Below are 21,717 nucleotides of genomic sequence, written 5' to 3'. Positions count from 1 at the left end.
TGGTCACGTTGTCCTCACCGCTGAACCTGATCTTCTGCTGATGCCGGCTAGCCCTCAACCCCGAGGCGTTCGAGGATGAGTTGACGAACTCGCCCGGCGTCTGCCTGGCCGCGGGTGGCCTTCATGACCCCGCCCACAATTGCTCCGACTGCCTGCAGCTTCCCGCCACGGATCTTCTCCGCGACATCGGGCTGCGCGGCAAGGGCGCCGTCAATCGCTTCGAGGAGGGCGCCGTCGTCTGACACGACCTCAAGGCCGCGCTGCGAGACTACTTCGGTGGGCGTGCCTTCGCCGGCGAGGACGCCGTCGAGCACCTCCCGGGAGAGCTTGTCGTTGATCTTGCCGGCGTCGATGAGGCCCTGAAGTTCCACGATCAGCGCAGGGGTTACGCCCAACTCGGCGGGTTCAACATCAGCGACCTTGGCTCGGCGGGAGATCTCACCCATCCACCATTTGCGTGCGGTTGCAGGCTTGACGCCGGCAGCGATGGTCTCCTCAATGGCGTCCATGACACCGGCGTTCACCACATCGCGGAACTCAGCGTCCGAGTAACCCCAGTCGGCCTGGAGGCGCTTGCGACGTGCGGCGGGAGGTTCAGGGAGCTCGCTGCGGAGCTTCTCGATCCAGGCGTCGTCGGTAACCACGGGCACCAGGTCAGGTTCCGGGAAGTAGCGGTAGTCGTCGGCATCGGACTTGGGGCGCCCCGCCGTCGTCGACCGTGTGTCCTCGTGCCAGTGGCGGGTTTCCTGCGTGATGGTGCCTCCGGCGTCGAGCACTGCGGCGTGGCGCTGGATCTCGTACCGGACAGCGTGCTCAACGGCACGCAGTGAATTGACGTTCTTCGTCTCGGTGCGGGTGCCGAACTTCTCCTGGCCCTTGGGCTTGAGGGAGACGTTGGCATCGCAGCGGACGTTGCCGCGCTCCATTTTTGCGTCGGAAACGCCGAGGTTCTTCACGATCTCGCGGATAGCTGCCACGTAGGCCTTGGCCAGTTCCGGCGCGCGCTCGCCAACGCCGACGATCGGCTTGGTGACGATTTCCACGAGGGGTACGCCGGCGCGGTTGTAGTCGACCAGCGAGAATTCGGCGCCCTGGATGCGGCCGGTGGCGCCGCCCATGTGCGTCAGCTTGCCGGCGTCCTCCTCCATGTGGGCGCGTTCGATCTCGATGGTGAACACGGTGCCGTCGGCGAGCTCGATGTCGATGGAGCCGTCGTAGGCGATTGGCTCGTCATACTGCGAGGTCTGGAAGTTTTTCGGAGTGTCCGGGTAAAAGTAGTTCTTCCGCGCGAAGTGGCATTTCTCGGCGATTTTGCAGCCCAGTGCCAGGCCGATCTTGATGGAGGATTCGACGGCTACCCGGTTGATGACGGGCAGAACGCCGGGAAGCCCAAGGTCGACCGGTGTGACGTTGGTGTTGGGTGTGTCTCCGAAGGCGTTCGGCGCTGAGGAGAACATCTTGGTGCGGGTGTTCAATTCAACGTGCACCTCGAACCCGAGGACTGGATCGAACTTCTCCATGGCCTCGTCGAAGGACAGAATTTCGGCGGTTGCAGTGCTCATTTACTTCACTCCAGCGATCTCGGGTGCCTGTGCCAGCAAAGGTCCGCCCCACGTGTCTTCCAGCAGCGCTTCCAGTGCAGCGCCTGCCCGGTAGAGCCGTGCATCCTGGCGCGCGGGGGCGAGGAACTGGATGCCCACCGGCAGTCCGTCAGCCAGGCCGCCGGGGACCGAGATGCCCGGCACGCCGGCCATGTTCGCAGGGATAGTGGCGACGTCGTTCAGGTACATGGCGAGCGGATCGTCCAGCTTCTCCCCCAGCTTGAAAGCCGTGGTGGGAGCCGTGGGCGAGATAAGAACGTCTGCCTGAGTGAAGGCGGCGTCGAAGTCCCGTTGGATCAGGGTGCGGACTTTCTGTGCGGAGCCGTAATAGGCGTCGTAGTACCCGGCGCTCAGTGCGTAGGTGCCAAGGATGATGCGGCGCTTCACCTCGTCTCCGAAGCCGGCTGCGCGGGTGGCGCCCATGACGCGCTCGATCGTGGGAGCGCCGTCGGGCACTACACGCAGACCGAAGCGGACACCGTCGTACTTTGCAAGGTTGCTCGATGCCTCCGAGGGCATGATCAGGTAGTAGGCGCCCAGCGCGTACTTGAAATTGGGGCAGGAAACCTCGACGACGTCGGCACCCGCTTGGCGCAGCAGGTCCAGTGCTTCAGTGAAGCGTGCCTGGACGCCGTCCTGATAACCCTCTCCCTGCAATTCCTTGATGACGCCGATGCGCAGGCCCTTGACGTCCGCGTTGCGTGCAGCCTCGGCTAGAGCGCCGACGGGATCAGTCAGCGAGGTGGAGTCGTGTGGATCATGGCCGCCGATGACCTCGTGGAGGAGTGCGGCGTCCAGCACCGTGCGGGTGACGGGGCCGATCTGGTCGAGGGAGGACGCCATGGCGATGGCACCGTAGCGGGACACGCCACCGTAGGTCGGCTTGACGCCGACGGTTCCCGTCACGGCACCGGGCTGGCGGATGGAACCGCCGGTGTCGGTTCCGAGCGCCAACGGCGCTTCGAAGGCGGCGACGGCGGCCGCTGACCCGCCGCCGGAACCGCCGGGGATGCGGTCGAGGTCCCACGGGTTGCGGGTTGGACCGTAAGCGGAGTGCTCCGTGGAGGAGCCCATGGCGAATTCGTCCAGGTTGGTCTTGCCGAGGATCGGCATCTTGACGTCGCGAAGGCGCCGGACGACAGTGGCGTCATAGGGGCTGTGCCAGCCCTCGAGGATCTTGGAGCCGGCTGTGGTTGGCTGGCCTTTGGTGACGATGAGATCCTTGACGGCAATAGGGACGCCTGCGAGCGGATGCATCGTATCTCCAATTGACCGCTCCTTGTCCACCTCGGATGCTACGCGAAGGGCTTCATCAGTGTTGACGTGGAGGAACGCGTTGATCGCCGGATCCACTTCACCGATGCGATCGAGGTGAGCCTGGACAGCTTCCACTGCCGACACCTCGCGGGAGGAAAGCTTCTCGGCAAGCTGGGCGGCGCTGAGCCTGGTGAGATCGGTCATTTCTACTCCTCGTCCAGGATTGCGGGGACCTTGAAGCGGCCGGCTGCGTTGTCCGGGGCGCCGCTGAGAGCTTCCTCGTTGGTGAGCGTTTCACCGATGACGTCATCGCGGTAGACATTGCTCAGCGGAATGGGGTGGCTGGTTGCGGGAACGTCATCACCGGCAACTTCGCTGACCGTCTTGATGGAGTCGACGATGACGGAGAGCTCGCCGGTCATCCGGTCCAGCTCCTCGCCGGTCATGTCGATGTGGGCAAGCCGTGCCAGATGCGCGACGTCCTCACGGGTGATCTCGGGCATGTTTCTCCAGGATCTCGAGATGGCTGGGTTTCGGGTTCTAGTCTACGGGCGGGAGGTGACAGTCCTGTCCGGTTGCAGCCCAAGCCTGAAGACCCATAGCTGGATGTCTTCGTCGCGCACCCACCAGTCACGGCCTGGCACGCGTTCGAACCCCAAGGATTCGTACAGTCGGTGTGCCCGCACCATGTCGGAGCCACTGGTCAGGCTGACGGCGTCGATGCCGTCCAGGGCGCGCGCGTAGTCAATGATCCACTCGACCATCCGGCGCCCAAACCCACCACGCTGGACGGCGGGATCCACAGCGAGCATGCGGAACTCCAGCTCCCCCGCGAGTGCGATGTCGGTGTAGCGCTGACCCTCGAACGTAATGGCAAAGGAACCGACGACTACGCCGTCCTCCTCCCCTACCCATACCTCGGCGTGTTCGGCCCTGTGCTCGATATCGGAGAGAATCTGCACGTAGGGGTGGTCTGGGTCGCTGAAGTAGCCGGCGTGAATGTAGGCGTCCCGGGTGATCCGGCGGACGTCGTCGTAATCTGCTGCAGTGACGCGACGGATAGTGAAGGGCATAACGCAAGCCTTGTCGTGGAGTGGGCGGATCTGAAGCGGGCGGAAGATCCGCCTATCTATTGTGACGCACCCGGTTCTTATTACCGGGCTTCCTGGATGAAAGCCGAGGCGCCCTCGCCACTGAATTCATTACGGTCAACCGGACGGCCTGAGACGCTTCCGATGTTGGTGAGGCGAGCTAACGGTTTATCCCGTTACCCACAGCCCCTTTCTTTCGAAGATGTCTTCTAATAGAATGAAGTATGAGCCTGACAGCCGCACTCGACGCCCTCCCCGGCGAACGGCTGCGCGCTCTCCCAGCCTTCGGATTCGATGATCCAGCCGGTTGCTCCGAACCTTCGATCAGCGAGCTGAAGCAGCTCCTTGCCGCGTACACCTCGCGTTTGGTGGCCGAGATCGCGGGAATGGGACAGGATAAACTCGCCGAGCATTTGACCGGGATCGAGGATCTGTCCCGGACGGTCGAGTACCTTCAGCTCGTTGCGGCAACGGCAGTGGATCGCAGCAGCGCCGCAGCGGGCGGCAAGCCCACCGACACCAACAACACCACGACCGACGACGACGGGACCCCCACCGGTGGTGGTGTCGGTTTCGCGTTCGGTTTGTCCGGTCAGTCCGGTGGGCGTTCAGCCTACCGGTGCACCGCCGGATACCTGCAGGACCGGCTACGGATCAGCAGAAGCGAAGCCAACCGCCGGCTCCGCCTCGGCGCGAAACTCATCCCCCGCACCACACTCACCGGAGAACCCCTACCCGCTACCTGTGCACACCTCGCAGCGGCGGTCTCAGCCGGAGTGGTGTCCGGCAAAGCAGCCACCATGATCAGCAGCGCACTGGACCGCGCACAGTTCACCACCGAACCAGCCGTGCTCAACACGATCGAAGCCCAACTCACCGCCAGCGCCACCCGCTTCGATCCCGATTTCCTCACCAAACTCATCGGCCGCGTCGAAGCACACTTGGACCCCGGCGGACCGGAACCGAGCGAGAAGGAACTCACCGCCCGCCAAGGCGTATTCCTCCGCGGCAAAAAACGCGGCCTCCACCTACTCGACATCGCCGCCACCGACGAACAATACGAATACCTCACCACCATCATGAACACCGCCACCAACCCCCGAACCACCAACCCCGGAGACAGCGGAAGCGACGCCGCGGCAATCGAGACCAGAACCCGCGCCCAGCTGCTCCTGGACGGACTCGTCGGAGCCTGCCAACTAGCCCTGGCCACCGACAAACTCCCGGCCACCGGCGGACAGCGGCCACAAGTCCTCGTCACCATCGACTACCAAACACTCCTCGGCGACCTCGAAATGAGTACCGGCACCTTCTCCCCCACCGCCGGGGCATCGCTCGCCTACACCGGGCCCGTCAACGCCCGCACAGCCCGCAAAATCGCCTGCGACGCCGACATCATCCCGGTCGTCCTCGGCGGACAAGGCGAAATCCTCGACCTCGGCCGCACACAACGGCTCTTCACAGCCAAACAACGCAAAGCCCTCATCGCCCGAGACCAAGGCTGCGCCTTCCCCACCTGCACCATGCCTGCCCACTGGACCGAAGCCCACCACATCCAACCCTGGTCACACGGCGGAACCACCAGCACCGACAACGGAATACTTCTGTGCAGCCACCACCACCATCTGATCCATCAAAACGAATGGACCATCCAGATACGGGACCGCCTCCCCTGGTTCATCCCACCCCCACACCTCGACCCGAACCAACAACCCCGACGCAACCACTACTGGACACTCTGCTGAACAAATCGCACCCGGCTGGACAACCACACGGCTGTCTGCGGCTATTGCGGCGGGCTGATGCTGCCTGCAACCATGATGACGTGCAGCCTGAACCAGTCTCTCCACCCGATCTCTCAGCAGCCAGCCTCATGTGGAACGCTTATGCCCAAGCACATCCCGAAGCAGTAGCTGCCTCGCCCGAATACACGGTTGATCACTTCGGTGATTCGAAGCGGTTAGCCGACGAGCTCCTGAGCCTGGTCATCGGCGGTCGGAAACGGGCTACCGCGGATCTCGTCGCTGAATTCCTGGCACGCGGTGACGAGCTACCGCGCATCGGTTCCCACTGGGTCGCGTGCGACAGCGAAGGAATGCCCCGCGTCGTCATACGCAGCACTGGCCTTCGTGTCGGCCCTTTCACCAGCGCTGACGCGGCATTCGCCGCCGACGAAGGCGAAGACGACGGAACCCTGGCAAGCTGGCAGCACGAACACCGGCGCTACTTCACACGGGTCAGCGCCGCTAGCGGCCGGCAATGGTCAGAGGATGACGAGATTATCTTCGAGCGCTTCGCTGTCACCTGGCCACCGGAACACGCTGACTGACTCCGGTGAAACCCGCTGACTCCCGGCGAACTCCGGCACTCCGGCACTCCAGCACTCCGGCACTCCAGCACTCCAGCGATCCGACATATCGTCGATCCGGCGAAACGGTCCTAAAGAGTCAACTTGTAGACGTGCAACGCAAAAGTGTCGGACAAGAGAAAGTTCCGGGCAGGAACTCGGACAAAGTCCATTGACTCGTACAACTTGTGCTGTCCATCCATGTTCGGTGCGATGGTCAGGACAACCGCCGACACGTCAGGATCCATGCGAGCCCGCTCGATCACGGCCGCCACCAGCGCGTGCCCGATCCCCTTGTGCTGTTCGCCGGGCTCAACTGCGAGCATCCGAAACTCGAGTTCACCGTCATGGGCGACATCACTGAAATCACCGCCGGCCCTCGTAACAAAAACCGATCCCACAATTTTTCCGGCCGATTCCGCAACCAGTAATGATGACCCGGAGTACCCCTCCTCAATCGCCGCCAGGATGTGGTTGTATGCGTACTCATCGTCTATGTAGCCGGCATCCGAATAGGCGGCCACAGTGATACGCCGGATCTCTGCGAAATCGTTCCTGTCCGCCGACCTGATATTAATGTCCATGGACGCCTCCTCTTGCGTTGGACGAGCGATGATCTGAGTGTGGCAGACCAACGAACCGCGAGCGCCGGACGAATGCAACGATCAGATTAATTTAGCCGGCAGGCTCTCCGGTACCGCGTTCCGTCTGGGTTGCGCACGAGAAACCCGAAGTCGACAAGCGCACGCCGAAGAGTCGGGATGTCCCCCGTAACCGTCGCTATCAATAGGTTCACTGCCGGCTCATCCAGCTCCTGATCAAGCGGGAACAACCGATCGGCAAGGTGCTCCAGCACCGCCAACCGGTCCACCTGGCCCGCCGGCAATCCATCGAGTCTGCCCTCGTGAAAGAACCGGTCCACTCCCCGTGGCCGCGCACCCGCCGCAGAACCCAGTACGTCCTTGAACATCCCGTCATTGACGGATCCATCGCTCAACAGCAGCCCCGATTCAACGAGCTTCGAAAACTCCCTGGACCGGGCGCTGACGTCCTCACCAAGAATGGCCCGCGCATACGCTTCCCGAAGAGGTTCTGAGGCCAGCGTCGAAAAGACCTTCTGCCAACTGACCGTCACGTCCTGAGCTCCAGACGTTCCGTAACATCAATAACCGACTGCGGACCAGCCACTGTGAAAGCCGAGAAGCGCTCGGCTTCATCCGGCCCGCCATCGAGGACCGAGGTAATGCCGGGCCGACGGACGGCCACGCCTGCTTCCTCGGCAATCAGCGCACCGGCCGCCCAGTCATGCTCATTCAACCCTCGCTCGACATAGGCATCCAGCGTGCCGTCAGCCACCATGCACAAATCCAGAGCAGCCGACCCGATCCGCCGCAGATCACCGTGCCCCGCCAACAGCTCACCCAGTTCACCCAACTGCTGGGAACGCTGCCCCGGGTTATAGGTGAAGCCACTCCCCACCAGCGTGCCCGGTCTGCCTTCAGCCGGACCGTGCAGCTGCCGCACGGTACCCCGTTCACGTACCCACGCACCCTGCCCGTGCGATGCCCAGTACACCCGGTCCAGCGCAGGCGCATGAACGACGCCCGCCAGCCACACGCCGTCGTTGTCCACGGCTGCTACAGACGTACCGTAGTAGACGATGTTCCGGATGAAATTGGTGGTTCCATCAAGTGGGTCTATGGACCAGCGGACGCCGGAAGATGATCCTTCAGGCACGGTGGTCCCGTACTCCTCGCCGGTGATCGCATCATGCGGGCGGGACCGCCAGATCACATCACGGACGGCCCGCTCGGCAGCCGTGTCGAAAGCCGTCACCCAGTCACTGTCCGAACTCTTGTTCTCCGCCTGAAGCTCACCCTCACCGCGCTTCCGCAACACTGCCGCACCCGCTTCAGCGGCCTGCAACGCAACGTGTAGCAGTTCTGCCGGGCTGGCACTGGTGTTCATACGCTTCCCTCCTCAAGCAGCTTCCGGAAACCGTCTTCATCCAGGACCGGCAGTCCAAGCTGCTCAGCCTTGTCCAGCTTGGTTCCCGCGTTCTCCCCCGCCACCACGTAACTGGTGTTCTTCGACACCGAACCCGACGCCTTGCCTCCGCGCTGAATGATGGCTTCCTTCGCTTCGTCACGGCTGAAACCCTCTAGAGAACCGGTGACGACGACGGTGAGCCCCTCCAGCGTGCGTGGCATGGACTCATCCACCTCATCCGCCATGCGAACTCCGTCTTCTGCCCACCGGTCGACGATCTCGCAGTGCCAGTCCTCCGCGAACCACTCCTTCAGAGCTGCCGCGATAGTTGGACCGACGCCGTCGACATTGGCAAGTTCCTCTTCGCTGGCACCGCGGATCCGATCCATCGAACCGAATGCCGTGGCCAGTGCCCGCGACGCCGTTGGCCCGACATGGCGGATGGACAGCGCAACCAGCACACGCCACAGCGGCTGCGATTTGGCTTTTTCCAGCTCCGCGAACAGCTTCCGTGTGTTCGCGGTTGGTTCCGAAGGTTTCTTTGCTGTTCCACGCGTATAGAAATAGGGAACGAGTTCCTGGCCGCTGACCACCCCCTTGATCTTTTTGTCCCGAAGGATTCGCACATCGGCGAGCTTTTCGGGGGTCAGCCTGAAGAGGTTCGCTTCGGTGGTCAGCGGCGGTTCGTGAGGTTCAGCGGGCTGGGTGAGGGCGATCGCCGCTTCCCAGCCCAGCGCCTCAATGTCGAAGGCACCGCGGCCTGCTACGTGAAAGACCCTCTCCCGCAGCTGGGATGGACAGGACTTTGCGTTGGGACAGCGGATGTCGACGTCGCCCTCTTTTGCAGGTGCCAACGGTGTCCCGCAGGAGGGACACTCGGTAGGCATCACAAACTCGTGGGGCGGCGGATCCTGCTTCGAGCGAAGCGCCACTACCGGACCGACAATTTCCGGAATGACATCGCCGGCCTTACGGAGCACCACGATGTCACCGATGAGCACTCCCTTGGCCTTGACGACCTCCTGGTTGTGCAGTGTGGCCATCTCCACGGTGGAGCCTGCGACCTTCACGGGAACCATCATGCCGTAGGGCGTCACGCGCCCGGTGCGGCCCACATTGACCCGGATATCCAGGAGCTTGGTGTTCACTTCCTCCGGCGGATACTTGTACGCGACAGCCCACCGCGGCACACGAGAGGTGTGTCCGAGGGCCCGCTGCAGGGCGAAGCTGTCTACTTTGACAACAATCCCGTCAATTTCATGCAGCAGATCATGACGGTGCTCGCCATAGTGCTGAATGAAGTCGAGGACCTCCTGATAGGAACCGAGCACCTTGAAGTACGGCGAGACGGGCAGCCCCCACTGCTCAAGCAAGCCGTAAGTTTCCGACTGGCTTTCGGCTTGCAGACCCTCGCGCGCACCGATCCCGTGCACATACATGTCCAGCGGCCGCTGGGCAGTGAGCGCCGGGTCCTTTTGCCGAAGTGAACCTGCCGCTGCATTGCGGGGATTGGCGAACGGTGCCTTGCCTGCTTCAACCATCGACTCGTTGAGCTGGGTGAATTCCTTCGAGGGAAAGAACACCTCGCCCCGGATCTCCACCTCCGCCGGATGCTCGGAGCCCTTGAGCCTGCGCGGGATTGTCTTGATCGTGAGGACATTGTGCGTGATGTCCTCTCCGGTTGCTCCGTCACCGCGGGTTGCTGCCCGGACTAGTTCCCCGTTGCGGTAGAGAAGGTTGACCGCGAGGCCGTCAATTTTCAGCTCGGTCAGCCACGACACGCCGCTTCCCGGACGCTGCGACTCGATACTGGCCTCGGCACGCCGGACCCATGCCTCGAGCTCATCCGTGGAGAATACGTCTTCCAGGCTGTACATCCGTTGCAGATGCTGCACGGGCGAGAAGGCGGCAGACACATCCCCGCCGACCTCCTGTGTAGGGGAATCATTGGAGATCAGCTCCGGGTGCTCTGCCTCGATCTGTTCCAACCGGCGGAACAGTTCATCGAACTCTGCGTCCGAGACCAGCGGCGCATTCTCGTTGTAGTACGCGAAACGGTGACGCCGAACCTCCTCAACCAGGCTGCCGTATTCCTCCTTCAGGGAGTCATCCGGCACCTCGCCGGCGGGCAGCTCGACGTTGGGACCTGCTTCGGAATGCGCATCGGCGTGTTGGTTCACTGTGGCCACGCTTCCTATCTTGCCCCAGACCTCCGACACTTGCCCGCGTTGAAGGATGGGGTCAACGCAAACGACCCACAGCCGAAGCCGCGGGCCGTTCAGCCGTCCGAAAGAACCTACGCGTTGGAGGTTGCTTCCTGATCCTGGCGGTTGCGCTGTACGGTTGCGCTGACTTCCTGCAGCTGGGCTGCAATCTGGGTCAGCTGCGCGCGGTGGGTTTCCCACTCGCCGCGGAAGCGCTCGGAATCCGGGCCAACCCAGGCTGTGTTGCCAAGCTGCTGCGTCAGCTGGTTGGCGGTCTGGTTCAGTTCTTCGGACTTCTGGGTAAGCAGCTGTGCCAGCTGTCCCATCTGCTCCGGGTTGTTACCGTGTGTAACGTTGCTCATTGTCCCCACCTTTCGTCTGTGGCGGTCCGGCATTTCCGGAACCGCCTGCCCAAGCCGGGATATCCCTCGCGGGCTCCCCTGCTGAGCGACCAACTACAACCTATCCAAGCCCGCTTGCCGGTGTCGATGGGGACCGCTCCCCAAGCAGCACTCCCCACGTACGGGCTGGATCGGCGTGTCAGTCCAGGCCGCCCATGGTTGTAGCGACCTGTAGCTTGTAGGCCTTTCCGCGGCCGATCACGTACCCGCGGCCCGGAATGAAGCGGTTTCCGGCCGTCCGTCCGAGCGACGTGTTCAGGAGCGTGTCGCCGTCGAGCTCGTTCGGGTTGAGCAGAAGCCCCCGCCTGCCCGACTTGAACGGACCGGACAGGTTCCAGGCGCTGGACCAGGTTGAGGTCTCAGCCTCCCCGACCACCCATTGCCCGGCTTTCACTGCAGCCTTCACCAGCGAGCCCAGCTCGAGTTCCGCCAGCGAATCGCTGAACTCCGTCAGTCCCTCGATAAAGAACGCCACCGATCCTTCGGCGCCGTCCGCCAAGGTTGCGAGCCGCGCTAGCTCCGGCTGTACCAGTGCCGCCGTTGCATGGGCCTCGTCCCACAGCCCGAGCGACGCCACCGTCGATCGCCGCGCACCGAGGTAGATCCGCCTGACATTCGGCGACGACTTCTGCAGCGCCGCTGCCAGCGTCACGAGCGCGACGGTCCGCCCGGACCCAGGCGGGCCGGACACCATGAAGGCCCCGGTTGCAGCAACGGCTGCAGGCTCGAGGTTGAAGTCGTCGACGCCGATCACTGCTGAACCCGCCTGCGCCTCCGGCAGCACGTCCAGATCGATCGACTCCGGCAGGCTGAGCACGCCGGGCGCCTGCGGAACGCCCTGGCGCAGCATGGCATCACGCATGCGTTCGACCTCGCGAGCCTGGAGTTCCAGGTTGGCGTTGCCGCCGAAGACGGCGAGCTGCACCTCCAGCCCGTCGAGCAGCCCGCGCCCGGGTGGAGACGAGCTCGAAAGTACGTCGCGCGGCACCCCGAGGGTCGAGTAGTCGTCCTTGGCTGCCATCCGCAGGATGATCCGGCGGCTGATCGATGACGCCAACGACGGCGGCAGTGCATTGGTGCGTTCACCGGTCACGACAATGTGCACACCCATGGGACGGCCATCGGTCGCGATCTGCTGGAACAGTTCGAAGTGGCGCTCCCGCCCCTTGAACTCGTAGGTCTCCCGGAAGGTGGTGATGCCGTCGACCAGGAGCAGGATTCTCGGTTCGTCCGGCCGGCCAGCCAGCCTCCGGTACTCGGAGATACTTCCGGCCCGCACCTCGGCGAACCGGTCTGCACGCTCGGTGATGATTCCGCGCAGGTACCGGAGCAGCCTGCCGATCCGCTCGGAATCATCCCCGTCAAGGATCGCGCCCACGTGGGGCAACTGACCGAGCATCTGCAGCCCATTGGACGCGCAGTCAATGCCGTACACCTGCACCGGACCACCCCGCACCGTCACAGCACACCCGATGGCGAGTGTCCGCAGGGCGGTGGACTTGCCGGACCCACCGGATCCAAGGATCGCCAAATTCCCGTCGACATCCGGCTGGTAGAAGACCGTGGGCTGCTCCTGGTGCTCCGGATCATCAGTGACGCCAAGCAGCAGCGATTCATCGGTACGCGGGTTGGGCAGCTTCGAGAAGTCGTATGCCTCGGCCAGTTCGGCCAGCCAGGGCTTGCGCGGCGGTTTGATGCCAAGCTCCAGCGCCGCCTGGGAAACATTGCCCACGATCCGCGCGATGTCATTCGGCCCACCCGGCTCGGAGACAACCTCATCAGCTGCAGACTCCCACCTCGTGCCTGAGCCGAAATTCATCTCGACCACGTCGATGCGCGGACGCGCAGGCGCACGCGTGGTCCAGCCCCCCGCATAGCCCGTCTGGAAGCTCTGGATGCGGCCGGGCCCCGTCTTGGCAGCACCACGGCCCGGAATGGTGGGGCTGAAGTAGGCAGCCATCGGCGTCCCGAGGATGTCCTGTGAATCATCCGTGTCAGCCATCCGCAAAGCAATCCGGAGGTTGGTGTTGGCGCGCAGGTTGTCCTTGATGACACCGGACGGCCGTTGCGTTGCCAGGATCAGGTGCAGGCCGAGTGACCGACCGCGCGCCGCTATATCGACCACCCCGTCGACAAACTCCGGCACTTCGCGGGCGAGCGCCGCGAATTCGTCCACAACGATGACAAGGGAGGGCGGCGTCTCCGGATCCGCATCCCGCTCCATGGCCAACAGGTCCTTGGCCTTCTTGCGGTTGAACAGGTGTTCCCGGTAGTGCAGCTCGGCCCGCAGCGAGGTCAGCGCCCGCCGCACCAGGTGCGGCGACAGGTCCGTGACCAGCCCAACCGTGTGCGGCAACTTCACGCAGTCAGCGAACGCCGCTCCACCCTTGTAGTCGACAAACAGGAACGTGAGCCGGTCAGGACTGTACGCAGCGGCCATGCCGAGCACCCAGGACTGCAGGAACTCGGACTTGCCGGCGCCGGTGGTTCCCCCGACCAGTGCGTGCGGGCCCTCGGTCTTGAGGTCCAGGTACATCGGCTCGACGCCCTTCGAACCCACCAGTGCACGAAGCGATCCCTGGTGCTTCCGGTTGGGCAGCGCACGGGACGCCACCGAGTTATTCTCCGTCCAGCGGTCGGCGACCGCCGTCGTCGCCTCCACCAGTTCATGCCCCGCCAACGTCACGTAGGAGACTGCACGCGGAAGATCCGAATCATCCTCCACAGGCTTGCCGACGTCGACGACGGGAGTCAGCATCCGCGCCAGCTGCCCTGCCAGCTCAAGATCCACGCTTTCGCAGCTGACCGGCGTCGACAGTTCACCCAACCGCACCTGGCCGCTGACATTCGCCGCGTCGCCGTCGACAAAGAGGAAGTCGCGGCAGGCCGCCGGCAGCGCCGCAACCGTCCCGGCAACCCACACAACATGGACGCCGACGTCCGCTCCTGCCTCGGCAACTCTGGTCAGGCGGGCGCGGTCAACCGTGACATCGTCCTCCACGACCACGAGGACCGACGGCGTGACCGGCACAGGCTGTTCCACTTCCTTCGTGGGGTCTAACCGCCCGCGAAGCGCGACCCCCGAGCGTTCGGCAGCGCGGACCGAGACGAGGTCCTCCAGCCGGGACAACAGCAGTCCCGCCGCGGCCGGTCCGGCCGCCAGATGGTCACCGGTCAACGGGCTGTGGACTGAGCCGGTGTGCGGGAGCCACTGCAGCCAACCCCACCGTTCCTTCGACTGCACCGAGGTCAACGCAACAACGGTCAGCTCGGCCGGTGAATGCAGCCCGATCGCCTGGATGACCAGTCCGCGTGCTACGTCGTCAACGATCCCGCGTGCCCCAGCGACGCCCAGTGCGCCGGACAGACGGAGATTCGCCACGATGGGTACGTCGTCAATGTAGGCGTACTCCTCTGCGGCGTCGCGGATCTCCTCGGAGAACTCGGGCAGTGTGTCTGAGCCGGCAGGTTCAGACAGCTCGATCCGGGACGGTGCACGGCCGGTACCGAACCGCAGGCTCAGGAAGAAGTCGTGCTCCGGGCGGTGCGTCCACAGCAGTGGGCCCAGTTTGTAGACGGCGTCGACCGTGTCCGCCACCGAGGGCGCCTCGGCATGCCGGACGGCACGCTCTACTTTCCGTGTCCTTTCGATGTCGCTGCGGAAGAACGCCATCGAGTCGCGGAACTGCGCCACAGCCTCCCGGAAGGTCCGCTTGGCGTTGATCCGCTGGTCGAGGTAGCTGCCCACCAGGATCATCGGCATCATGAGAATGAAAATCAGGCTGAACGGGCTGCGTGTAATGGAGAACATGATGGCGCCCAGCAGGATCGGCGCAATGAGCAGCAGGTAGGGGAAGCGCATGGGATTCGGCCGCCTCGGGCCCGCCGGAATCTGCTTGGGCTTTTCGACGAAGGCCGGTACAACGCGCGGCGAGCGGTTGAACTCTATGAGCGGGTTGGTGGGATCGGCGGAGTAGGCGCGGGTCAGCGGCACCACTGCAAGGGTGGTGTCTCCCAGCGTGATCTCATCCGCGCTGGTCAGGGTTGTCCGCTCCACCCTCGTGCCGCCCATGAGGAGGCCGTTCGCGGAGTTCGTGTCAATGATTTCAATGCCGTCGGCCACGTTGATCCGCGCGTGCCGCTTGGACATCATCGGATCGGCGAAGCGGATATCGCAGTTGCGGTCCCGGCCCAGGTAGCTGGCGCCGGCCGGCAGCGAAAATTCCTTGCCGGCGTCGGGCCCTGACAGAACCCGTAGCGTGGCGACCGCCGGCCCCCGGTCCTGTCCCGGCACGTTGAACTGGTCGCTGACCCGGCTGATAGTCACGGCGGAGCCGGGCCGCAGACCCGATTCAAACAGGCTGACGTCGGGATTGAGCGTTCGGCCGCGCATGCCGCCGGCAACGTAGGACTCCTCGACTGTCAGGGACAACTGACCAGGAGGTTCAGCCCCCGCACGCGCCGGATCAGCCACATACAGCTCGCGGGCAACATCGCTTACGGTAGCGAGCCCGTCCACGGTGACAGCGAGATCCTTCGCGGGGTCAGGATCACGCCGCAGGGTGAGGCGCAGCAACATGTCAGGAACACTCCGGGTGGTTGAGGTGGACGTCAGGACGGAACGGCGCGGACAGCTCAGTCCTCATCCGCCTTGCCCTTCATGGTTTCGAGCAGATCGAGGTCCTCGGGCGTGACCAGGTGCGAGGTCACGGCATGTTCCACCAGCCGGGCGCGCCGGTTGGTGGCGAGCTTGCCGCCGCCGCCGCGCAGGCCCACGACTCCCACCCGGTCCAGTTTGTCGCACACGTTGTCCAGCTTGCGGTTGAACTTGGTCAGCGCCCAGCCCAACCGTTGCGCAGCCGCCGCAGAGGATGGAATGGAACTGAACCCGGTCCCTTCACGGCGCAGCATCGGTTCAGCGAGCGCTACGATCAGCGCACGCTGCGAATCGGTGAAGCGAACCGGGCCGATCGTCGTTGTCCCGGAGCCGTCGTCGACCTGGCGCTCCTGGCGGAAGGCGGGGGTCTTGAGGTGCACGTCGAACTCGTAGGTAGTGGGGCCGGCCGTGAAGACAACGCGGGTCTGCCCGAAGACCAGCGGAATCCTGGCACCGGGCGCAACCCACGCCTGCATTCCGCCGGTGGTGTCCGCAACGGTGGCCGAGAGCATGGTGCCCACGTTATTGAGCCACCAGATTCCGTTCTGATGGGCAATCTGGAGGAACTTGCGGTGTAGGTACGGATTGTCGTCCACCTCAAGATCGCCTTCGCGACCGATGTTGAACGGCTCTCCGTCCTTCGGCTCATGCCACTCACCGCAATAATCTATTGCCAGTTCCCCCACGGGTATTCCCTTCAACTCACTCAGGCCAGCAGGCGCGTTCGGGCTCGGAAGCAGTTCCGTTTGCCCGCACTATCTGTATATCAGCGCAGGTGCGTCCGTCCGGATTGGCCGCGACGGGCGCCTCGGTCTGCACTGTGCGGTCCCAGTCCCCCTCCTCGGTGACGGTCACGGTCCGGAAGCGGTACACGTCACCTTCCTGCGGATCGGGATTGGTCCAGGTGAAGACAACAGTGTTACCGGACTCCCCTGCGGTGATACCCGTGGGCGCCGGCACAACGCCCTCAACACCGGCCAGCGCGTCCGGCGGCGGCTGGGTGGGCGGTGCCACGGTCGGTTGGTCTTCCGGTTGCCCGTTCACGATGGCGAATACCCCGATTCCGACGCCGGCCAGCAGCACCAGCCCCAGCAGGATGCCCACCAGTGGGCTGCGCTTGCGACGGACAGGTTCGGCGTCGGCTGGAGCGGCTTCCAGCCCCGTACCCACGGGCCTGCCGAGCGTCGTATCCAGACGGACGGAGTCGCCCTGCGGCTCACCCCCACGGAGGATGGTGCGGTCCCGCCACGCGTGGTCTTCGGTTGCGCTATTGTCTGCCGCGTCCTCCGCTGCTGGAGGTTGGTCGACCCTGGAGGACATGGACGACGACGGCGCGGAGTAGGTGGGCACGGAACCGTGCGAAGGGCGACTGGGCGCGGTGGGTGACGCCGTCGGGAAGGTGGGTGAAAAGGTGGAAGACTCCGGGTCGATGGAGACGACCTTGCGCACGCGGGTGGCTTCGGCGCCGTCGTCGTTCTGATACACGTGTTCGGTGTCATCCAGAACTTCAAACGGGGTGACCGAGATGCCCAGTTCCGTCTGGATCCGCTGCAACGAAAGCGCAAAGGAGTGTGCCGAGCTGTAGCGGGCGGCCGGGTTCTTGGCCATCGCTGTTGCCAGCGCAAGCTCCAGGGATTGCGGCACATCATCCCTGCCGATCGGGGCAAGCGGCATTGACCCGATGCGGTCCATCAACTGGCTCTGCGAATTGTCCAGGCCCGGGAACACGAAGGGCGAGCGGCCGGCAAGAAGCGTGTAGAGGGTGGCTCCGAGGGACCAGACGTCCATCCGGATCCCGTCCACGCTGCCGCCCTCGAATGCTTCCGGCGGGGACCAGGGGATGGACATGCCGAGGTCCTCATCGGCGCCGCCGTCCGTGGTGCCGGAGATGCCGAAGTCCGTGAGCGCAGGGCGGTTGTATTCGGTGACCAGGATATTTGCCGGTTTGATGTCGCGGTGCACGATGCCGGCGCGGTGGGCAGACTCGACGGCTGAAGCGACCTGAATGCCGATCGTCAGTGTTTCGGCCAGCGAGAGCCGCCCCTTGCGGTACCGCACGTCCAGGCTCGGGCGCGAGCAGTACTCCATCGCGAGGTAGGAGTGCCCGTCGTCGGTGATGTTCGCTTCGTAGATCGTGACGATATACGGGTGCGTGGAGAGCTGGGCCATGAGGTTGGCCTCGGACTCGAACGCCTTGCGGGCGCCTTCGGTCAGCAGACCGGACACCAGGACCTTGACGGCTACGCGACGGCGCGGACGGTCCTGCTCGTACAGGTACACGTCGGAGAAACCACCCGATCCGAGCAGGCTGACGTAGCGGTAGCCCGGGATGTGCGGCGGTGGTGCGGCGGCGCGCCGTGAAGTCATCGCAGGCCCTCGAAGCGCAGGAAGATGTCGTCACCGAGCTGGGCGACATCACCATCAAGGAGGAACGCGGTCTCCGATTCGCCCAGGCGGCGTGGCGGCTGGCCCGCGCGAATCAGCACCGTGCCGTTGGTGGCCTTGAGATCGCACAGCAGGACGTGCCAGCCGTCGAGCCGCACCTCGACGTGTGAGCGCGAAATATCCCCGCCGGCGCTGGTGACCTGCACCAGCTTCGGCATACCACGGCCCTGAACCCGTGAGACGGACGGCTGCCGGCCAATGATCAGCGACTGGTCCAGTTCCACCACCTCACCGGTTGAAATGCGCATGGTGCCAAGACTTGGCCGGCGGACCTCACGCGGTTCGCTGTCAAGGGGCTGGGAACAGACTTTGCAGTCCGATGCTTCCGGCGGATTGGCGTGACCCTGCCCGCACAGCCTCGCCAGCACCAAAGGTCCGGTACCGGGACGCGGCTCAGCTGCCGGTTGGGCAGGCTGCTGCGATGGTTGGACCTGCAGGTCGCTGCGCATGATCGTCTGGCCATCGTGATCTTCGGCGTCGGGGAGGCCGCGGGGCTGCTTCGGTGCGGGGGCGTCAGGCGTGATCGACGTGTCAGGCGTGATTGAGGTTGCGGACTTGTTTGAGGTTGCGGGCACTGTTGCCGTTCCGCCGGTCCCGGCACTCTTGCGTGCCCACGGTACGGAGTCGATCAGCTGCCCGGGTGCAGTCAGCGGTATCGGCGACGCATCGGCCGGCGGCGTGGACGGCTCCGGCTGTGGCTTTGACAGCTCTGACTGCTCTGACAGCTCCGCCTGCTGTGGTCGTTCCGACGGCCGTGACGGTTGTTCCGGCACCTGAGCAACGTCCTCCTGAACGTCTACCTCGTTCGACGGGTTAGCTTCCTCAGGTGGACGCACCGCAGCGTCCTCCACGCGCCGCATGACAGTTTGGTCCCACAGGTGGTCGTAGCCGGTGGTCTGGAGCTCGGGATCCGGTTCGGCCTGCTGGTTCTGGTCCTCACCGATGCTGTCCGCACCGTCCGCCGCACGTTGGCCGTCTTCATCGACGCCGTCAGTGGAGCTCAGATAAAGGCTCGGGTTGATTGTGGCGAGTTCCTCAGCCTCAGCAGCACCCGTCACAGCGCGTTCGGGATCAGCGGGTTCGGGCTCGGCGCGCACGGGATCAGCCGGCCCGACCGGCCCAAAAGACTTAACGGAGACGACAGACGCCCGGACAATCCCTGACTCAAGCGGCAGGGTAGCAGTGTCCCCGCCTGCCCCGGAATAACCGCCTGGGCCAATAGAACCGGCTGCGTCGACAGAGCCGCCGCTCAGCGTGAAGCCGTTTCCGCCGCCGTCGACGATTCGCTCCACCCACGTGGTCACCTGTTGCCCGGACAACTCAACCTGCGCGCCGCCGTCGTCGGTGTCGACACTCAGGTGAACATCGCCTCGAAGCAGTACATGGAGCCGGTCCGTGTGGGACACCACACCGAACGGAGGCATGGATTCGAGCCCCTGCCCAAAACCACCCGCGACGATCGGCAGCACAGCCTGCAAATTGGGGTTCTCCCCCAGTTGGTTCCAGAGCCGGTCGGTCAGCTCAGGTGCGGTGGCAGCAGGGACCAGCACTACGACGCCGGAACGCACCACACTGAGCCACCCCTCCCCTGGAAGGTAACGGACTGCGCTCACGAACGCTCCACCTCGGCGTTGGAAGCATCAGCGTCCGGAGCACCCGGACCATTCGGACCATCCGCAGCAGCGGTATCGGCACCGATCATGCGTGGCGCTGTGGTGTGGAGCTCGGCATCGGGGTCGATCCCGTGGGCGTCGATCACCACCACGGTCACGTTGTCGCGGGCACCATTGCGGAGAGTCTCCTGCACCAGCGCGTCAGCAGCCTGCTGCGGATCGGCCGTGGAACTGAGGAGAGTGTAGATGCGATCGTCGGAGACCTCGGTGCTCAGTCCATCCGAGCAGATGAGGATCCTGTCGTCCTCTTCCACCGGCATGAGCCAGTAGTCGGCCTCGGAATCGTCACCCGTTCCCAGCGCACGGGTGATGACATGCCGTCTGGGGTGGCCAACGGCCTGCTCCTGCGTGATGTGGCCGCGGTCCACCAGCTCCTGCACCTCGGAATGATCAACGGAAATCTGCCCGAACCGGCCCTGACACAACCGGTAGGTGCGTGAATCGCCCACATTGAAGAAGAGCCAGTAGGGCATCCCGGACTCTTCCACCAGGACGACGCCGGACAGCGTAGTGCCCGCCCGGCCTCCCGTCTCTGAGCGGATGTGCTCATCAGCAGTGCGCAGCAATTCCTCGAGATCCGCCGCTGAAAAGTGCGGGGCATGCTCGCCGATGATGCTGCTCTCCGCCAGGGTCCGCACGCAGATTCCTGAAGCGACCTCCCCTGCCTCGTGCCCGCCCATGCCGTCCGCCACCGCGAAGATCGGCTCGGACGCAATCAGGGAGTCTTCGTTCAATTGGCGCTTGAGGCCGCGGTCGGTCGCGTACCCGACGGTGAGTTCGATGTTCCGGTCCTTCATCTGTTCGAAATTGCTCATGCCTGTTCCACCCTGAAGCTGCGGTCGCCGAAGTACACAGTGGAACCGGGTGGCGCCCACGAAGGCTGGCCTCCCGGCAGCGGAGTACGTTCACCGTCCGCACCGCCCACGGCACTGCCGTTGGTTGAATGACGATCGGTCACCCACAGCCTGCCCGCGTCGACGCGCAGGTGAAGGTGGGTTTTCGAGACTGAGCGCCCCTCGTCCTTCACGGGGATCAGCTGTGCCGGCTCGTTGTCCTTTCCTGCAGGGTTGCGGCCGATCAGCGCCACGGATTCCAGCACCAGGTCGCGGCCGTCGTCGAGCAGGATACGCACAGCTTTACGGCCGGCCGGCTCAGCGTACGTTTTCACCGGCGCGGACCCCCGGGACATGACCGTCTCTCCGGCTTCCTCATCGGGGTGCAGGGTGCCGAAGTCAGGAAGCGGGGCCGTCCTGCCCGTTGGAACCTTCTCTGGCTGGAAGAGCACCGGTTCTGCTGTGCGCGCCACCGGTTCAGGCCGGGCAACGACCGGCGACTGGATGGGCTGGACGGCAGGCGGAACCGGTTGCGGAGCGAACGACGACGGCCCGTTGATTCCTCCGGTCAGCAGCGGATTGCGGCCGCGCCGGACATCGAACACAAACGTTCGCGCGGCTTTGTCATACCAGCCCTGACGCTTCCCGTGGGGGTCGAACAGGTTGGAGATCATGACGATCACGAAGCCAAGCACCGGAATGATCCCCGAGAGCGCGATGATGAGGTTGCGCAGAAAGACAGCCAGCCAGCCGGGCGCGAAGCCCTCCTCGTCGGTGGTCCGCAGGCCGAACATCAGGTTGCCAGGGGTCTTGCCGGTTTTCGCTTCCCAGCCCCAGAGGAAGATCCAGTAGCCAAGCGCCAGCAGGCTGCCTGCACCCATCACAACGAAAAACATGGACAGATCGACGACGGCGGAACTCGCCGACACCTGCTCGTAGCCAATCAGTGGCATACCGACCACGGCGGCCAGTGCGCTGATCAGCGCAGGCGGAATACCGTCAACCAGCTTTGCTCCGAGCCGCTTGCCTGCCGAACCGTTCTCAAGGTTGAGCTGAGCCATGGTGCCCCGCGTTCCTCCCTCACCGTTCATCCGGGCATCAGGATGCGCCAACGCACCGCCCGGTGGGTCCACTGTACGGACATGCGGGGCACGATTGGGAATGGAAGCGCCGCAGCGCACGCAATACGCCGTGCCGGCGGCCACCCGTGACGAACAAC

General features: G+C 64.3%; 17 protein-coding genes. 2 read left to right on the top strand and 15 right to left on the bottom strand.

Going from position 1 to position 21,717, the window contains the following annotated elements; all coding sequences use genetic code 11:
- Nucleotides 1-47: 47 nt before the first annotated feature.
- Genes gatB through P4U43_RS08325 form a run of 4 tightly spaced genes read right to left on the bottom strand, consistent with a single transcriptional unit; the run spans nt 48 to nt 3,931 of the window.
- Nucleotides 48-1,562 carry an Asp-tRNA(Asn)/Glu-tRNA(Gln) amidotransferase subunit GatB gene (gatB, locus tag P4U43_RS08340; protein ID WP_277358313.1) on the bottom strand — a complete coding sequence of 505 codons (1,515 nt, stop codon included), beginning with the start codon at nt 1,560-1,562 and terminating at the stop codon, nt 48-50.
- Nucleotides 1,563-3,062, bottom strand: a complete 1,500-nt coding sequence (gene gatA / locus P4U43_RS08335; protein ID WP_277358312.1) for an Asp-tRNA(Asn)/Glu-tRNA(Gln) amidotransferase subunit GatA — start codon at nt 3,060-3,062, stop codon at nt 1,563-1,565.
- A 2-nt stretch (nt 3,063-3,064) separates the two neighbouring features.
- Nucleotides 3,065-3,361: an Asp-tRNA(Asn)/Glu-tRNA(Gln) amidotransferase subunit GatC gene (gatC, locus tag P4U43_RS08330; protein WP_277358311.1), complete on the bottom strand. Its 297-nt coding sequence runs from the start codon at nt 3,359-3,361 to the stop codon at nt 3,065-3,067.
- A 42-nt stretch (nt 3,362-3,403) separates the two neighbouring features.
- A complete protein-coding gene (locus P4U43_RS08325) occupies nt 3,404-3,931 on the bottom strand; it encodes a GNAT family N-acetyltransferase (protein WP_277358310.1) in 528 nt (175 codons plus the stop codon).
- 242 nt (nt 3,932-4,173) lie between these two features.
- Here P4U43_RS08325 and P4U43_RS08320 point away from each other — a divergent pair, with 242 nt between their 5' ends.
- Together P4U43_RS08320 and P4U43_RS08315 are read left to right on the top strand one after the other, a co-directional pair.
- Entirely contained in the window at nt 4,174-5,694 is a 1,521-nt protein-coding gene (locus P4U43_RS08320; protein WP_277358309.1) for an HNH endonuclease signature motif containing protein, read from the top strand.
- A 128-nt stretch (nt 5,695-5,822) separates the two neighbouring features.
- The gene (locus P4U43_RS08315) at nt 5,823-6,278 is read left to right on the top strand and encodes an ASCH domain-containing protein (protein WP_277358328.1); all 456 of its coding nucleotides are present in this window, start codon (nt 5,823-5,825) and stop codon (nt 6,276-6,278) included.
- 110 nt (nt 6,279-6,388) lie between these two features.
- On the opposite strand, the gene P4U43_RS08310 is transcribed toward P4U43_RS08315, so the two are convergent.
- The 11 genes from P4U43_RS08310 to P4U43_RS08260 all read right to left on the bottom strand — a co-directional run bounded on the left by P4U43_RS08310 (nt 6,389) and on the right by P4U43_RS08260 (nt 21,559).
- Nucleotides 6,389-6,880, bottom strand: a complete 492-nt coding sequence (locus P4U43_RS08310; protein WP_056548625.1) for a GNAT family N-acetyltransferase — start codon at nt 6,878-6,880, stop codon at nt 6,389-6,391.
- A gap of 86 nt (nt 6,881-6,966) precedes the next feature.
- On the bottom strand, nt 6,967-7,431 hold the full coding sequence (locus tag P4U43_RS08305) for a DUF2087 domain-containing protein (RefSeq protein ID WP_277358308.1): 465 nt from the start codon (nt 7,429-7,431) through the stop codon (nt 6,967-6,969).
- Nucleotides 7,428-8,264, bottom strand: a complete 837-nt coding sequence (locus P4U43_RS08300; RefSeq protein WP_277358307.1) for an inositol monophosphatase family protein — start codon at nt 8,262-8,264, stop codon at nt 7,428-7,430. Before P4U43_RS08300 ends, P4U43_RS08305 begins: the two co-directional genes overlap by 4 nt.
- Nucleotides 8,261-10,402, bottom strand: a complete 2,142-nt coding sequence (gene ligA / locus P4U43_RS08295) for an NAD-dependent DNA ligase LigA (RefSeq protein WP_277358327.1) — start codon at nt 10,400-10,402, stop codon at nt 8,261-8,263. The genes P4U43_RS08300 and ligA overlap by 4 nt, the downstream gene beginning before the upstream one ends.
- A gap of 179 nt (nt 10,403-10,581) precedes the next feature.
- Entirely contained in the window at nt 10,582-10,851 is a 270-nt protein-coding gene (locus P4U43_RS08290; RefSeq protein WP_026544706.1) for a WXG100 family type VII secretion target, read from the bottom strand.
- Between the two features lie 178 nt (nt 10,852-11,029).
- Nucleotides 11,030-15,469 carry an FtsK/SpoIIIE domain-containing protein gene (locus P4U43_RS08285; RefSeq protein ID WP_277358306.1) on the bottom strand — a complete coding sequence of 1,480 codons (4,440 nt, stop codon included), beginning with the start codon at nt 15,467-15,469 and terminating at the stop codon, nt 11,030-11,032.
- A 56-nt stretch (nt 15,470-15,525) separates the two neighbouring features.
- Nucleotides 15,526-16,233, bottom strand: coding sequence for a flagellar basal body rod protein FlgC (locus P4U43_RS08280; RefSeq protein WP_056548635.1), 708 nt, complete (start codon nt 16,231-16,233; stop codon nt 15,526-15,528).
- 16 nt (nt 16,234-16,249) lie between these two features.
- The gene (locus P4U43_RS08275) at nt 16,250-17,914 is read right to left on the bottom strand and encodes a serine/threonine-protein kinase (protein ID WP_277358305.1); all 1,665 of its coding nucleotides are present in this window, start codon (nt 17,912-17,914) and stop codon (nt 16,250-16,252) included.
- Nucleotides 17,911-19,605, bottom strand: coding sequence for a hypothetical protein (locus P4U43_RS08270; protein WP_277358304.1), 1,695 nt, complete (start codon nt 19,603-19,605; stop codon nt 17,911-17,913). The genes P4U43_RS08275 and P4U43_RS08270 overlap by 4 nt, the downstream gene beginning before the upstream one ends.
- Entirely contained in the window at nt 19,602-20,480 is an 879-nt protein-coding gene (locus tag P4U43_RS08265) for a PP2C family protein-serine/threonine phosphatase (protein WP_277358303.1), read from the bottom strand. Before P4U43_RS08265 ends, P4U43_RS08270 begins: the two co-directional genes overlap by 4 nt.
- Nucleotides 20,477-21,559 (bottom strand): RDD family protein, encoded by a 1,083-nt coding sequence (locus tag P4U43_RS08260; RefSeq protein ID WP_277358302.1) that lies wholly within the window; start codon nt 21,557-21,559, stop codon nt 20,477-20,479. Before P4U43_RS08260 ends, P4U43_RS08265 begins: the two co-directional genes overlap by 4 nt.
- Between the last annotated feature and the right edge of the window lie 158 nt (nt 21,560-21,717).

Source organism: Arthrobacter vasquezii, from assembly GCF_029455255.1.
Classification (GTDB): Bacteria; Actinomycetota; Actinomycetes; order Actinomycetales; family Micrococcaceae; genus Arthrobacter_D; species Arthrobacter_D parietis.
The sequence above is the reverse complement of the archived record's forward strand: the minus strand, read 5'-3'. Positions and strand labels throughout refer to the sequence as shown.